Origin of the sequence: Corallococcus silvisoli (genome assembly GCF_009909145.1) — a bacterium.
GTDB lineage: Bacteria > Myxococcota > Myxococcia > Myxococcales > Myxococcaceae > Corallococcus > Corallococcus silvisoli.
This window is the reverse complement of record NZ_JAAAPJ010000022.1, coordinates 19701-33454: the sequence shown is the minus strand read 5'-3', so window position 1 is coordinate 33454 and position 13754 is coordinate 19701. Positions and strand designations below refer to the sequence as shown.

10 protein-coding genes are annotated in these 13754 nt (G+C 74.4%); 3 read left to right on the top strand and 7 right to left on the bottom strand.

What is annotated here, in order from left to right; genetic code table 11:
- Window positions 1-123: 123 nt before the first annotated feature.
- The 3 genes from GTY96_RS32795 to GTY96_RS32785 all read right to left on the bottom strand — a co-directional run bounded on the left by GTY96_RS32795 (window position 124) and on the right by GTY96_RS32785 (window position 6849).
- Complete coding sequence (locus GTY96_RS32795) at window positions 124-1164, bottom strand: trypsin-like peptidase domain-containing protein (RefSeq protein ID WP_143908128.1); 1041 nt, start codon at window positions 1162-1164, stop codon at window positions 124-126.
- 211 nt (window positions 1165-1375) lie between these two features.
- Window positions 1376-3745, bottom strand: a complete 2370-nt coding sequence (locus GTY96_RS32790) for an alpha-2-macroglobulin family protein (RefSeq protein WP_143908126.1) — start codon at window positions 3743-3745, stop codon at window positions 1376-1378.
- Window positions 3742-6849: an MG2 domain-containing protein gene (locus GTY96_RS32785; RefSeq protein ID WP_161666756.1), complete on the bottom strand. Its 3108-nt coding sequence runs from the start codon at window positions 6847-6849 to the stop codon at window positions 3742-3744. Before GTY96_RS32785 ends, GTY96_RS32790 begins: the two co-directional genes overlap by 4 nt.
- Before the next feature lie 106 nt (window positions 6850-6955).
- On the opposite strand from GTY96_RS32785, the gene GTY96_RS32780 reads away from it, so the two are divergent.
- Window positions 6956-8143 carry a hypothetical protein gene (locus tag GTY96_RS32780; RefSeq protein WP_143908122.1) on the top strand — a complete coding sequence of 396 codons (1188 nt, stop codon included), beginning with the start codon at window positions 6956-6958 and terminating at the stop codon, window positions 8141-8143.
- A gap of 49 nt (window positions 8144-8192) precedes the next feature.
- Here GTY96_RS32780 and GTY96_RS32775 read toward each other — a convergent pair whose 3' ends face one another.
- Both GTY96_RS32775 and GTY96_RS32770 read right to left on the bottom strand, forming a co-directional pair.
- Window positions 8193-8474, bottom strand: a complete 282-nt coding sequence (locus tag GTY96_RS32775) for a hypothetical protein (protein ID WP_143908120.1) — start codon at window positions 8472-8474, stop codon at window positions 8193-8195.
- Entirely contained in the window at window positions 8467-8709 is a 243-nt protein-coding gene (locus GTY96_RS32770; protein ID WP_143908117.1) for a hypothetical protein, read from the bottom strand. The genes GTY96_RS32775 and GTY96_RS32770 overlap by 8 nt, the downstream gene beginning before the upstream one ends.
- Before the next feature lie 249 nt (window positions 8710-8958).
- On the opposite strand from GTY96_RS32770, the gene GTY96_RS32765 reads away from it, so the two are divergent.
- Complete coding sequence (locus GTY96_RS32765; RefSeq protein WP_143908115.1) at window positions 8959-9168, top strand: hypothetical protein; 210 nt, start codon at window positions 8959-8961, stop codon at window positions 9166-9168.
- Window positions 9169-9253: 85 nt separating this feature from the next.
- Here GTY96_RS32765 and GTY96_RS32760 read toward each other — a convergent pair whose 3' ends face one another.
- Window positions 9254-10159, bottom strand: a complete 906-nt coding sequence (locus tag GTY96_RS32760) for an AEC family transporter (RefSeq protein WP_161666755.1) — start codon at window positions 10157-10159, stop codon at window positions 9254-9256.
- Window positions 10160-10381: 222 nt separating this feature from the next.
- Here GTY96_RS32760 and GTY96_RS32755 point away from each other — a divergent pair, with 222 nt between their 5' ends.
- Window positions 10382-11635 carry an MDR family MFS transporter gene (locus GTY96_RS32755; protein ID WP_143908111.1) on the top strand — a complete coding sequence of 418 codons (1254 nt, stop codon included), beginning with the start codon at window positions 10382-10384 and terminating at the stop codon, window positions 11633-11635.
- A 269-nt stretch (window positions 11636-11904) separates the two neighbouring features.
- Here GTY96_RS32755 and traC read toward each other — a convergent pair whose 3' ends face one another.
- A complete protein-coding gene (traC, locus tag GTY96_RS32750; RefSeq protein WP_143908109.1) occupies window positions 11905-13719 on the bottom strand; it encodes an outer membrane exchange accessory lipoprotein TraC in 1815 nt (604 codons plus the stop codon).
- Window positions 13720-13754 lie beyond the last annotated feature (35 nt).

Here is a 13754-nt window from a genome sequence, read left to right as displayed (position 1 = left end):
CAGCCCCGCGACGGGGCGGAGCGGAGCCAGGAAGGTGCCGCGGTTTCGAGCTGGAAGGCCCATGCGCGGGGACGATAGCAGTCCCCTCCCCGCGCCCCGCATGTTCGTCCCGCGCGCGGGCGGCTAGTCCCAGCCCAGGCGGCGCAGCACGTGCGATGGCAGGCTGTCGCGGATGGTGTCCAGGGGGATGCCCTCGTCGTCCTCGGCGGCCTCGTGACCGGGGCGCGGATCTCCGCTGTGGTGCAGCGCGACCAGCTCCAGGTCCGGCGTGAAGCACGGCGAACCGGACGAGCCCGGGTGCGTGTTGGTGCAGTACGTGACGCGCGTCTGGGAGCGGTTGATGGCCTGGAAGGTGTCCAGCGCCACCTGCATGGGCCGGCCCTTGGGGTGCTGCACGACGAGCGCCAGCGAGCCGGGCGCGAAGGCCGTGGGCGACGGCGGGGCCAGCGGGACGAAGCCGCGCGAGCGGTCCCCCAGCCGGTCCTCGCCGGGGGCGTCCTGAATCTGGAGGAAGGCGTAGTCCAGTTCGTCGCGCGTGGCCTCGCGCGGGCGCGGGTGCATCAGGTCCGCCGGGCTGTGGGGGCTCTGCGCCAGGCACGCCGTCACCGCGTACACCCGGCCGGGGTGCACCGCGATGCGGTCAGGCAACACCTTCAGGTCGAAGCGCACGCGCAGCGCCTCCACCAGCCGGTTCTCGATGACGTGCGAGTTGGTGAGCACCACGTCCGGCGCCACCAGGAACCCCGTCCCCAGCGCGCGCCCGCCGTCCAGCTCCACGCGGCACACGCGCCGGGACAGCGTGGTCAGCCGATCACGCCAGACCTCCGGCGTCAGCGCCTGCCTCGAAGCCTGGACGATGCGCGCCAGCGCGCTGCCGGACACGCTGCGCTGCACGGAGGACAGGTAGCCCTGGAGGAAGCGGCGGATCCGGGGATGCCCGGGCGCCGCCGCCTGCGCGCCCCGCACCAGCACGTCCGTCCACCCCTCCGCCTCCGCGGTGTGCACGAGCGCCCGAGCCCGCGCCGCCCCCTCCCGTTCGACGGAGGGCACGAGGAGGGTCCGGCCACATTTCGCGGCGACCATCCGGTAGAGCTCCTCCACCGACGTGAACGCGCCCAGGAGGGCGTGGGTCAACTCCTCCTGTTCGGAGCCTTCAAGCTCCATCCGTTTCCTCTCGCGGCCGCGCGATGTTCACACCCGCCATGTGACTTGCAGTGTACGCATGCGTGCAGCGATTGCACTGAGCGTGGAGCGCTCGCCGGGCCGGGCCCCTGCCGCGCATCCGGCGGGCATTCGACCGCCGTTCCCCGCCAGACGGAAGGGCCTTGGACTCGGGCCGTGAGTGGAGAATGACCCCACGGACCCGAGGGCAGGTTCAGCGCACCGCCCAGGTGGTGGGCGGCAGCGAGGCGGTGATGTCCGGGCGGCCGGGCACGCCCAGTCGCGCCGCGCCCGCCTGCAACGTCCCGGCGAGCGTGGGGAGCACGCGGAAGTCCACCCGCGCCAGCGCCCCCTGCTCACGTGGGGCGAGCCGCAGCGACAGCGCCCCGTCCTGCACGTCCCACGACAGCACCTGCCCCGCGGCCACCAGCGCGTCCAGGCTGGCGGGGTCCACCTGCACGCCGGCGGGCAGGTCCTGCTGGAACAGGAGCGGCAGGGACGAGGGCGCCCCCACCTGGACCCGCACGTCCGCCAGCTTCCCCACGCGCGCCTCCTTCGGGCCCGTCACGGCCAGCTGCAGGCCGCCCTTCGCCTCGCCCTTCCACGGCACCGCCGCGGCCAGCGTGAGGGAGAAGCCCAGCCCGGGCACCGCGGGCTCCGCGCGCACCGTCCACGCGTGCGTCCCCGCCGAGCCCGGCGCGGCGGCCTCCAGCGCCAGCACCTGGCGCAGCGCCTTCGCGTCGTAGGTGCCCTCGGTGACGGTCTGCCCGTCGCGCGCGAGCGTCACGCGCACCTGCGCGGGCAGCGGGTCCTTGAAGAGCACCAGCGCCGCGCGCAGGCCCACGCGGTTCGCCTGCCCATCCCCCCAGCCCAGGCCGGGCGTGTAGTGCGCGAGCAGGTAGGCGCCCAGGTCCGCGAGCGGCGCCTTCGCATCGCCCTGGAGGGCGAGCACCGCCATCGCCGTGGCCTCCTCTTCGGAGGGGGCCTGGCCGTCCGCGCGCTCCGTGCCCGGCTCCACCGGCAGCGACGCGGCGCCGTCCTTCCCGGCCTTCAGCGCCTCCCGCACACGGGTGCGCAGCGCCTCCGCCACGTCGCCCGTCGCCGAGCCTTCCGCCAGCAGCACCGCCGCCGTGTAGCCATCCTTCACCTGCGGCAGGTAGCGCTCGAAGACGCCCGACGCGCGCACGGTGAAGGCCGACGCGCGCCGCTTGCCCTCGGGGGTGCCCACCGCCGCGCGCACCGTGCGCGCGCAGTCCGCCGTGGCCACCAGCAGCCGCTGGAGCGTCCAGCCTTCACCGCCCTGGCAGGTGCCGTCCGGCCGCTGCGCCTGGGCCACCACGCCCACGAGCCGCTCGCCCAGCCGCGCGAGCACCGGGTTGTCCGGGTGGGCCAGCGCGCCCTCCGCCAGCCGCGTCGCCACCTCCACGGAGGGCGCCCGCGCGGCCCGGAGCACCCGCTGCCCCGCGACCAGCGCCAGCGCCTTCAGCGCCTCGGGGTCCGGCGTCTCGCCCAGGGCCCGGAGCAGCTCCGGCGCCTGCCCCGCGAGCAGCAGCGCGTACGCATCCCCCGCCACGTCCGCCGGCCGGCGCTCCACCGCCGCCAGCTCCGCGCGCACCACGCCCAGCGCGCCTGGGTACACCTGGAGCCGCACGCGCTCACTGCCGGACTGCGCGTCCGCGGGTCCGTCCAGCGACAGCGTGCGCGGCGCCGCCAGCGAGCCTCCCCGCGTCTGGGTGACGGGCTGGCCCGTCGCCCACACGTCGAAGTCGCGCACCACCGCGTCGGTGTCTCCCAGCGAAGCGCGCACCGTCACGGGCCCCGCGCCCCCGGCCCGCACCGTCATCCACTCCACCACGCTGCCGCGCGCGGGCACCCGCACCGTGCGCGCGCCGGCCTCCACCTGGGCGCCCTTCACCTCCACCTTGAGCGCGGCCTCCACTGGCGCGCCGGTGGTGTTCACCACCTGCACCGGCAGGCGCACCGTGTCGCCCGCGCGCAGGAAGGGCGGCAGCACCGGATCCACGTAGGTGGGCAGCGTGCCCGCGAAGGACGTCACCGCCCCCGCCTGCGCGCCGGAGCGCGAGTGCGCGAGCGCCAGCACCCGCCACTGCGTCAGCCGGTCCGGCACGCGCACCGGCACCGTCGCCGCGCCGGTCGCGTCCGTCACCACCAGGGGCTCGAAGAGGAACGTCTCCGGGAACCACGCACGGGCGGGCGAGGCCCCGGAGGTGTTCCCGTCGGAGGAGCGCTCCTCCTCCATCTCGGCCACCGCCATGGGGGCACCGGCCAGGTCCGCCGCCGGGACGCTGGGCGCGGCGGCCACGGCCCCGCCACCCGGCCCGCCGCCGCCCTCGTCGTCGTAGGTGTGAGACGAACCGAAGTTCCGCATCTTCTTGCGCTGCAGGAGGTCCACCGCCGTCTTCCCTTCGGTGACCTCCCGCATCGGCGCTCCGGCGAGCGCGGCGGCGGAGGACCCAAAGGAATGGCGAACCAGGTCCCCGGCCACCAGCGCGAGGGTCACCGCCCCCAGCACGAACCCCACCCCGAGGCCCCCGGCCCCGGTCAACAGTGAGCGCAGCTTCATGGCGCCTCCCGGGCGACCCACGCGCCCCAGTTCACGACGTCCTCTGGCAACCGCGTTCCATTCACCACCACCGCGCGGGGATCCGTCAGGGCCAGCAGGTCCTGGGGCAGGCGCGACAGCCGCAGCTTGCGTCCGTATGCATCCGTCACCTTCTCCCCGCGCTTCTCGCAGGCGGCGAGCGACTCCGCCCACAGCCGCGCGAGCCCCGCGGGCTCCAACGTCTCTCCCGCGGGAGCGGTCTCCTCCCACTTGCGCGTGCGCGCGTGCAGCTCCGTCAGCACCGCGTAGAAGGGCTCCGTCAGCTCCGCGTCCGGCGAGAAGGGGCTCGTCGCGGTCGCGGACATCGGCGTCTCCACGTCCTCCAGCTCGGGGACCGCCGTCACGCGCAGGAGCGCCGCCGCCGCCGCGTTCGCGCCCCGGATGCGCCCCATCGCCAGCGCCTGACCATCCAGCACCCCGAAGGCCGGCGTGGCCACCGTTGGCGCGGGCCGCAGGCCATCCAGCGCGTCCGCGCCCGGCAGCGGCGCGAGCTGCGAGAGCGTCTCGTCCACGCCGAAGAGGCCCACCGCCGCCTCACCGTCCTGGCCGTCCACGCGCGTGCGCACCTGGAGGCGCGCCAGCTCCCCGGGTGCGTACGCGGGCTTGTCCGGCGACACCTCCACCGACAGGCTCGCGCGCGGCGCGACGTACACGCGCGCCGTCGCCGCCACGCCCTCCACCTGGGCCCAGCCCTCGAAGTCCTTGGGCAGGGTGAAGCGCGCCGAGCGCGTGGCGGGATCCAGCACCTCCTTCAGCCGCGCCTGCCCCGCCACCAGCACCAACGTCCGGGGCAGCTCCCCCGCGAAGTCCGGGCCGCGCAGCAGCTCCACCTTCACGGTGTCGCCCGCCTTCGCCAGCACCGGCGTCGCCCGCAGGCGCAGCGCCGGCAGGCGCGCGGGGCGCAGCACCACCTTCGTCTCGCCCACGTCCTGGCCATCCGACTTCGCGCGGACCTTCAGCTCATAGCCCAGGAACGTGGTCGCCTGCGGCGCGCGCGTCTGGCCTCCGCTGAACACGGGCCGCGCCGTGAAGCGCACCAGGCCCATGGCTTCCGGCACCGTCCGGCCCGACAGGACCTCCGTGGGCGTCCGGGCCGGCTGGCGGAGGTGGGCGATGCGCTCCTTCACGCACGCCAGCGCCGACGCGGGCAGCGCGTCCTCCTTCGCGGGCACTGGAAGCCACGCCAGCGCCAGCTCCGGCTTGTCCGACCACCGCCGCCACGTCAGCACGGCGGGCACGGCCGCGACGCGGTCCAGCATCAAGGGAAGACACGCGCGAGCATCCAGCGCCGCGAGCATCAGGCCCTCGTTCACCCCGCGCGAATCCCCGTGGGCGGCCTCGAAGTTCCAATCCAACACGGGCAGGCCCGGATCCATGGCCTGGAACCGCAGTTGGAGCATCCGCTCCGTGCCCGCCGGCAATCCACGCGCGCGCAGCGCGGACACCATGCAGCCCTCCAGCCCCTCGTCCACGCCGGCCACGTCCAGCACCTGCCCGGACGCGCTGATCCGCATGGCGAACTCCGCGGTGGCCGCGCCGGTGCCGGGCGCGACGAAGCGCGCGCAGGGATGAAGGGCGGGCAGCAGGCGCTCCAGCGCGAGCTGATCCGCGAGCGACGTCTGGCCCGCCTGCGCGCCCAGCAGGTCCCGCGACGTCAGGAGCGACACGGGCGGCGGTCTCGGCTGTGGGCGCACGGGCATGGGCGGCACCACCACGCTCACCGCGGGGCCGGGGTCCAGCTGGAAGGCGGCCACGCCGTCCTCGTCCGCCACGGCGCTCACACCCTTGTCGGCGGGGTCCCACGCGCGCGTCACCGTCACCTCCGCGCCCGGCAGCACGCGGCCCGCGGCGGTGGTGGCGCGCAGGTAGACGCGGTTGCTGAAGCCCGCCACCAGCCCATCCTCCAGCTCCGTCACCGGGGACACGGCCAGCGCGTCCTCGGACAAGAGGAGCGACACGGCGCCGCGCACCGGCTCGCCCGTGGCGTCCTTCGCCTCCACGCTCGCGCTCAGCGTGGCCTGCCCCCTCAGGTCCTGGGGCACGCGCGGCAGCGTCAACCGGAAGCGACCCGAGGCGTCCGTGCGCGCCTGCTTCGGCAGCTCTCCGCGCAGCCACTCCGTGGGCGGCGGCCATGCGCCGTCGTGGCTCCACTCCAGCGTCACCTCCGTGTCCGCCACCGGCGCCCCGGACGCGTACTCCACCTGCCCCGTCACCTCCGGCGTCTCGTTGGCGCGCCAGAAGGGCCGGGGGCTCTGGGCCTCCAGGCGCATGCGCGGCAGCGTGAAGGGCTCCACCGTGAAGAGCGCGTCACCGGACGCGCCGCCGCTGGTCCACGTCACCGCCCACGTGCCCGTGGGCGCGCCCCGGTCCAGCGGGAAGTCCCCGGCCACCACGCCCCAGGGCCCCGCGGGGGCGCGCTCCTCCAGCACCACCTCCCCGGAGGGGTCCATCACCTTCCACGTGCCCGGCCGCCCATCCAGCGGCGACAGGTCCTTCGCGCGCAGCGCCACCGCGCGGAAGCGCACCCGGTGCCCGGGCTCGTAGAGGGGCCGGTCCGTCAGCACCCGCACGCGCGCGGGCGCGTACAGGGGCAGCGCCGCCTCCACCGTGTCGCTGCCCAGCGGCGTGGTGACGCGCGCGCGCAGCCGGTAGTCCCCGTCCGGCACCGCGGGCAGCGTCACGGGAGCGGACATCGGGCTGTCGCCGTCGCGCTGCCAGCGGGCGTTGGCGTCCACCGGCAGGGGCAGCGCCTTGCCCGCCGCGTCCACCAGGAACAGCTCCGCGGTGCCCCGGCTCACGCCGGCCTGGAGCACGTCGCCCTCCGCGTCCACCCCGTGCGCGACCGCCCAGACCACCACCCGGCCGGAGGCGCCTCGCGCCAGGGCTTGAGCGGACACCCCCACCGTCTGGCGGAACGCGCCATCCGGACACAGGGGCACCTCGACGCCCTGGAAGACCCAGGCGGACAGGCACCGCCCGGAGGCCGCCTCGGCCAGTGCTCCGCCCAGAAGCAACAGCCCGATCCCGCCCGCCACCCATCGTCGGCGCTGGATGCCACCTGTCATGCGTTCCCCTCTCCCGTCTTTTCACTGTACGCCGGAAAGCCAGGAGACGGTCCCCGCCTCCCCCCGTTGACGTATCCCCGCGGTGGGTGGGCTAGGGTGCCGCGCCATGGTCGCGCCGAAGAACCGTCCCCCGCAGGATGCCTTGCCGCCCCGCCTGGATGCGCTGCTCGAGTCCCTGATGGACCGGGACTTCGCGGCGCGGCTGCGCAAGGTCTACCAGGCGGCCGCCATCGCCATCGACAGGCTGGGCCACCTGAACATCGTGAAGTACGAGCCGACCACCGCCGAAGCCGACGACGCCGCGGACCTGTCGCTCTGGGAGACCATGGCGCCCGCCATCGGCGACACGCTGGTGGACGTCAACCGGCTGGTGCTGGCCATCCGCGACGCGTTCCCTCCGCCCGCCCGCCCCGCGCTGTCGAGCGACGGCGGCTGGGCCCCGCCGCCCGCGAGCTCCGACGAGCGCCTGTCCCAGGAAGCGGAGGCCGTGCTGCACGCCAGCGCCGAGCGCCTGTCGAAGCGCGTGCAGGAGCTGGGCGTGCAGATGCGCCGGCCGGAGGTGGTGAGCGACCGCTGGACGTTGATGTCGGAGCTGGCCGCGTCGCGCGCGGACTTCCGCAACCGCATCGGCGACCTCGTGTACCTCACCGCCGCGGCGTTCGCGGACGTGCGGCGCGAGGACGTGGTGCCCGGCTACGCGAACCAGGTGGGCGCGCGCGTGGCGCTCCGAGGCGCGGCGGCGGACCTGCGCCGCTCACTGCTGGGGCGGATGGAGCGCGCCGCGAAGGCGACGGACGCGCAGCGGCCCGCGCTGGCGCGGCAGGCGGAGGAGAGCCTCGCGGCCTTCGTGTCCCTGTCCTCGTCGCTCGCGCTGAAGACCCCCACCAAGCGCGAAATCGTCGCGACGCGGGGCCGGCTGAGGGAGGCGGGCGCGCAGCCCACGCTGGGCCCGGACGCGCTGCCCGGCCTGGTGGAGCCCTTCCTCGCGCTCCTGGACGAGGCGATGGAGGAGCTGACGCGCCACTGGCTCACCGTGCACGACCGCGCGGTGTGGGCGGCGAGCGGCGTCCGGCTGGAGCAGGTGGACATGCACCTGGAGCTGGGCTCTCCGGGCGCGGCGCGCGTCCTGGAGGAGGCGATGGCGGCGGCGGGCGCGCTCACGGGCCGCTCGGCCCCCTTCGACGCCTTCCTGCGCAAGGGCCGGCAGGAGGCCGCGGAGGGCCTCAACGAGGCCAATGCGCGCGACCTGCTCGCCCGCTTCCGCGAGCGGCTGGCCAGCCTGCCCTTCAGCTAGCGCGGCCTGAAGGAGCCCCGGAAGTCCAGGGCCCCCGCGGCACGGACGCTCAGGGCTTCGCGGGCGCGGGCAGCGCGGGGTCTTCCTTCTTCGGAGGCAGCACGCGCAGCTCCTCGAAGCGCTCCGCCAGCGTCTCCGGCGTGAGCTCCTCCTGCCACTGCTTGGGATTGGTGTTCCAGCCGAAGTCGGCCGGCACCTTGCCGCCGCCCTGGCTGGTGTAGCCAATCATTTCCGGGAACTGCGCGGACCAGCGGCCGCCGGGGTCCGGCTCCTTGGTGACGTGCTGCCGGTTGGGGAGGATGAAGGGCTTGGGCTTGGGAGCATCACTCATGCAGCACAGCCTCTCCGAAAGCAGGCCGCATGGGTAGGGGCAAGCGGGGCCCCTGCCGCCTTCGCGCATGGTCCTTGGGGGGCAGCACGCCAGGACCCAGCGCGAACACCGCCGCGAAGTAGCGCGCCTGCCCCTCGCTGGCGTAGCGGTAGCGCCGCGACCCGCCCTCCCAGGCCACGTCCACCCGCCAGCCCCTCCGGTCGCACACGAGCTTCACTGTGGTCCCTGCACCCATCCCACGCCTCCCCTGTCCCGTTGCTGTCCTGGGGGTCGCACCATGAAATCTCCGTGCCAGCCTTCGTGAGCCCGGCCAACGGGTTGCGGTGTCGCGGGGTGAGCAGTCAGCCTGCCCCCGGTAACGTTTGCAGGCAGGCACCTGGGGCCGCCCGCCGTCCCAGAAAGGAGGGGCGGGGCGCCATACCGTGTCCTCGCGGGAACACACCGGTCTGCTTGTGCCGCGCGGATCCTGCGTTACTTCAATGGCATGACCCAATTCGAGACCCAGAGCGGAGAGCGGTTCGCGGACTTCGATCTTCCCGAGGGCTGCATGATGTGCGGCGGCGCGGTCTCCATCCGGGCCACGCCGGCCGGGGCCCATGGCTACTGCCCCCACTGCCACGTGCTGTCGCGCCCCCAGATGCGCGTGAAGCCCAATGGCGTCGAGCTCTCCTTCGAAACGATGGCGCTCGCCTGAACCCGGGCGCCTCTTCCCCACCTGAGAACCCGCACGGGCGGAGCACGCGCCCGGGGCGGCGAGGATGGAAGCGCCCGTGCGGGCGTCAGCGCACCTGGGCCAGGAGCAGCGGCGCGGTGAAGAACGACAGCGGGATGCCCACCCCCACCATGAGGACCCCCAGCTCCGGATCCAGCTCGTACTCGGCGGCGAGGATGGCCGCCGTCACCATGGGCGCCATGGCGACTTGCAGCACCGTGGCCTGCTTCACCACCAGCGCCAGCCCGGGCGCGAACATCAGCAGCCCCAGCACCGCCAGCGGAGCGAGCACCAGCTTGTAGGACAGCCCCAGCGCCAGCGCCGGCACGCGCGGGCGCACGCCCTGGAGCCGCAGCTGGAAGCCCACGACGAAGAGGGCCAGGGGCGTGAGCAGGTCGCCCAGCCGGCGCAGCACCGCGTCCAGCCAGTCCGGGAAGGCGAAGGGCCGCAACACCAGCGCCAGCACCAGCGCCTGGAACGGCGCGAAGCGCAGCACCTTGAGGACGAGCGTGCGCGCGGGCAGCGACGTCCCGGCACGGGCCTTCGCCGCCGTCAGGGTGGCGAGCGTCGCCAGCACCAGGAACGAGCCCAGCTGATCCGCCACCACCGCCACCGCCATGCCGTCCGGGCCCAGGAGCGCGGTCGCCATGGGGAGGCCCACGAAGGCCGTGTTGCCCAGCCCCGCGGTGAGGATGAGCGCCGCCACCGATTCGCGCGACAGCCCGAGCTGGGGCCCGAGCAGCCGCAGATACACCCCCGCCCCCAGGTACAGCAGCCACGGCGCCGCCGCGGCCACCAGCAGCCCGGGCGCGAACTCCAGCCGGTGCATGGCGCGCAGCACCAGCGCCGGCAGCGACACGTTGAGGATGAAGGCGCTGAGCACCTGCGCCGTGGACTCGGGGAACCGGCCGCTGCGGCGCGCGAACACCCCCAGCACCAGGCATGCCCCCAACAGTCCGATGACCTGACCCATGCCCGCGCTCCGTCCCGCCTTTCTCGTGGGGGCGGGCACCCTGGAGGAGCGCGCCGGAGAAGTCCAGCGCCGTGAAGGGGCCCGTTCCCACGTGACTGGAATGCGTGAGGCTCCAACCGACCGGCGAGGACAGAGAGGCCGTGGAAACGCAGGGGACGGGCGCGCATGCTCGCCGGGCGCCCCCGGTCAGTTCCTTCTCCACGCGGCCGTCGGCGCTCCTCCATGAATCCCGTTGCCACGGTGTTGAGAGCGCTGGGCGGGGGCGGTCTGCCTCGCACGTACTGGGTGCTGTGGGTGGGCACCTTCGTGAACCGGCTGGGGTCCTTCGTCGCCCCCTTCCTGGCGCTGTACCTGACGCGCGAGCGCGGCTTCAGCGTGGAGCAGACGGGCTTCATCGTGGCGCTCAACGGCGCGGGCACGGTGCTCGCGGCCCCGCTGGGGGGCATGCTCGCGGACCGGGTGGGCCGCCGCCTGACGCTCGCGGGAGGGCTGTGGCTGGGGTCGGGGGCGATGCTGTTCATCGGCTTCTCGGAGACGCCCGGGCGCATCGCGGTGGCGGCCTTCTTCCTGGGCATCCTGGGAGACCTGTACCGCCCGGCGGTGTCCGCGGCCGTCGCGGACCTGGTGCCACCAAAGGACCGGGCGCGCGCCTACGGGATGCTCTACTGGGTCATCAACCTGGGCTTCGCCATCGCGCTGCCGCTGGCGGGGCTGCTGGCGGGGTTGGGCTACCGGCTGCTCTTCGTCGCGGACGCGGCGACCACGTTCGTCTACGGCTGCTGCGTCTGGGCGTTCGTGCCGGAGACGCGGCCCCAGGTGGCGAGGGACAGCCTGGCGGCGCGCTCCACGCTGGGGGACCTGCTGACGCCGTTCCGCGACGGCGTGTACCTGTCCTTCTGCCTGCCCGTCTTCGCGCTGGCCCTGCTCTTCTTCCAGAGCACCATGAGTCTGCCGGTGACGCTGTCCGCGCGGGGCCTGTCCCCCGCGGACTACGGCCTCGTGATGGCGGTCAACGGCGTGCTCATCGTCGCGCTGCAGCCGTTCGTCACGCGCGTGGTGGGTCGGATGCGGCGCTCCACCGCGCTGGCGCTCGCGGGCGTGCTGACGGGGGTGGGCTTCGGGCTGCACGCGCTCCCAGCGGGCGTGCCGTGGGCGATGACCGCCGTGGCGGTGTGGACGCTGGGGGAGATGGCGCAGTCGCCGGTGGCGCCCTCGGTGGTGGCGGACCTGGCGCCGCCAGAGCTGCGCGGCAGCTATCAGGGCGCGTACCACATGATGTGGGGGCTGGCGTCCAGCGTCGCGCCCGCGCTGGGCGGCGCGATGCTGGGCCATGCGGGGGCCAACGCGCTGTGGGCGGTCTGCTTCGGAGTGGGGATGACCGCGGCCGCGTGGCACCTGGCCATCGCGGGAGCGCGACGGCGCCGGGTGGAGGTGCTGCGCACGGAGCGCCCCGAGATGAGCACCAGCATGGACTGAGGGGGCGCGGACCGGGGCGGAGGCCGGACTCCGATCCGCGCACGGTGAGCAACGCGACGCAGGGGCGCTTCGTGCCACGGCCCGACGCCCAGGCGGCATCGTCGGGCCGCGCGGGCGACGTCACGGCCCGACGCCCAGGAGGACATCGCGACCGGCCGCGCGCGAGCGACGGCACGGCCCGACACCCAGGAGGGCTTCGTGACGGGCCGCGCGCGAGCGACACCACGGCCCCCTGGAAAGACATCGCGAGGCCGCGTGCTCGGGCGACGCTACTGCCCGACGCCCAGAAGCGCCTCGGGCTTCGTGAGGCCGCGCGCGCGGGCGACGGGCTGGAGGATGTCCTGCGGAGGCGCGTCGGCGGTGAGCAGCAGCGCGCGCACGGCGGTCTCCACCACGTCCTCGGCGCCGGGGCGCACCATGCCGCGCCGGGCGTCCTCCACGCGCTTGCCGCGATACACGTCGAAGCGCTCCTTCACGCGCTTCGCCAGGTCCGCGACCGCCTTGTCACCCGCGTCCACGCGCAGCTCCAGCTCGTTGCGCAGCTGCACGGGGTCCGCGAGCACGCCGTAGCGGTCATAGCCCTTGTGGGCCAGGTCCTCGTGCAGCACCGCGTAGTCCTGCGTGTTGGGCGCGGCGACCTGCTGGGGCGACAAGAGGTCGCGCATCACCGCCGTCACCGTGGCCGTCACCGTGAGCCGGTGCAGCTGCACGTCGTAGACGAAGTCCGAATACATGGGCTCCTCCACGGTGATGGGCTCGCGGAAGACGGCGTCGCGGTTGCGCTGCACCTCGACGCGCTGGGACTCCGCCTTGTCCAGCGCCACCTGCACGGCGACCTCCAGCACGCGCGCCGCCTTGAACTTCAGCGACAACAGGCCCTCGTCCTGGGTGCACTGCCCCGAGCAGCGCTCCGGGTTGCACTCCCCCGGGAAGCTGCCCGGCTTCTTCGCCTCGCGGGCCTCCTCACCACACTCCTGAAGGGCGGTGCGGCACTCGCGCTTCTCCCGCTCGCGGCAGCGCTCGGCGGCGTCGCGCAGGGTGCCCAGCTCCACCTGGGCGCGCAGGTACTCGCGCAGCACCGCGGCCTGCTTGCGCTCCACGCCCTCCAGGGTGCGCTCCGCCTCCAGCAGCTTGGACTCGTACTGGCCGCGCTTCGGGTTGGGCACGGAGCGGTTGCCCGCGAGGTAGCGCTGGCTGCGCTGGGACTCCTCCACCGACTTGAGCGGCAGCACGCGCTCCAGGGCCAGGTCCAGCTTCACGCCCACCCGGCCCGGCGGCGCCTCTGTCACGACCTTCAAGGGCAGCTGCGTGGGCAGGGCCGCGGCCAGCCGTCCCGCGCCCAGGCGCTGGGCGACGTCCGGGGCCTGGGCGTTGTCCTCCACGGGGGTCGCCACCACCAGGAAGGCCACCTCGTCACGCAGCCGCTGCCGCACGGCCTCCGCGCGCTCCCGGGCAGCGGTGGCGCCCACGCGCTCCTGGTCCGCGCGCACGTAGGCGAGCAGGGCATTGCCCAGCTTGCCGGCCTTCTCCAGCGTCTCCGCGCTCGAGAAGAAGCGCTTCGCCCACGCGACCTGCACCGCGTCCACGCCCTTGCGGGCATTCACGTGGTCCGGCGCCACGGCGAGCACCGCGTCCAGCTCGGCGCGGGCGTCCTGGAGCTTCTCCTCCTTCAAGAGGCCCAGGGCCACCCCCACCCGCGCCTCTAGCGTCTGGGCGAGCAGCGCGTGGGCGTTCTCATGGTCTGGATCCAACTCCAGCACGCGCACCAGCAGCTTGGTGGCGGATGGCAGGTCCCCGGAGGCATGGGCGGCGCCGGCCTCCAGGTACACCTCCGCGCCCCACTCCTTGCGCACCGTGCGCAGCTTCACCTTGATCTCGGAGGCCTCCGGGTCGGCGGCCAGGGCGCGCAGGTACGCGGCTTCGGCCTCCGCCCAGTGGCGCTCCTTCACGGCGCCGTCACCTTCACGCACCGCGCGGGAGAAGGCGGAACAGCCGCTGAGCAGCACGAGCGACACCAGGGCCAGGGCGCTCAGCCAGCGGGAGGAGTCGAGGGGGGATCGAACAGGGGGGCTCACGCCCCGCATCTTCGCGGGAAAGTCCTCCAGGGGTGAAGATTCCG

What these genes read in the sequence shown, in the direction of transcription:
- GTY96_RS32755 (WP_143908111.1), top strand. Translation starts at nt 10,382, where the DNA reads ATGAATCCCGTTGCCACGGTGTTGAGAGCGCTGGGCGGGGGCGGTCTG.
- GTY96_RS32765 (WP_143908115.1), top strand. Translation starts at nt 8,959, where the DNA reads ATGACCCAATTCGAGACCCAGAGCGGAGAGCGGTTCGCGGACTTCGAT.
- GTY96_RS32775 (WP_143908120.1), bottom strand. Translation starts at nt 8,474, where the DNA reads ATGAGTGATGCTCCCAAGCCCAAGCCCTTCATCCTCCCCAACCGGCAG.
- GTY96_RS32795 (WP_143908128.1), bottom strand. Translation starts at nt 1,164, where the DNA reads ATGGAGCTTGAAGGCTCCGAACAGGAGGAGTTGACCCACGCCCTCCTG.
- GTY96_RS32785 (WP_161666756.1), bottom strand. Translation starts at nt 6,849, where the DNA reads ATGACAGGTGGCATCCAGCGCCGACGATGGGTGGCGGGCGGGATCGGG.
- GTY96_RS32760 (WP_161666755.1), bottom strand. Translation starts at nt 10,159, where the DNA reads ATGGGTCAGGTCATCGGACTGTTGGGGGCATGCCTGGTGCTGGGGGTG.
- GTY96_RS32790 (WP_143908126.1), bottom strand. Translation starts at nt 3,745, where the DNA reads ATGAAGCTGCGCTCACTGTTGACCGGGGCCGGGGGCCTCGGGGTGGGG.
- GTY96_RS32780 (WP_143908122.1), top strand. Translation starts at nt 6,956, where the DNA reads ATGGTCGCGCCGAAGAACCGTCCCCCGCAGGATGCCTTGCCGCCCCGC.
- traC (WP_143908109.1), bottom strand. Translation starts at nt 13,719, where the DNA reads ATGCGGGGCGTGAGCCCCCCTGTTCGATCCCCCCTCGACTCCTCCCGC.
- GTY96_RS32770 (WP_143908117.1), bottom strand. Translation starts at nt 8,709, where the DNA reads ATGGGTGCAGGGACCACAGTGAAGCTCGTGTGCGACCGGAGGGGCTGG.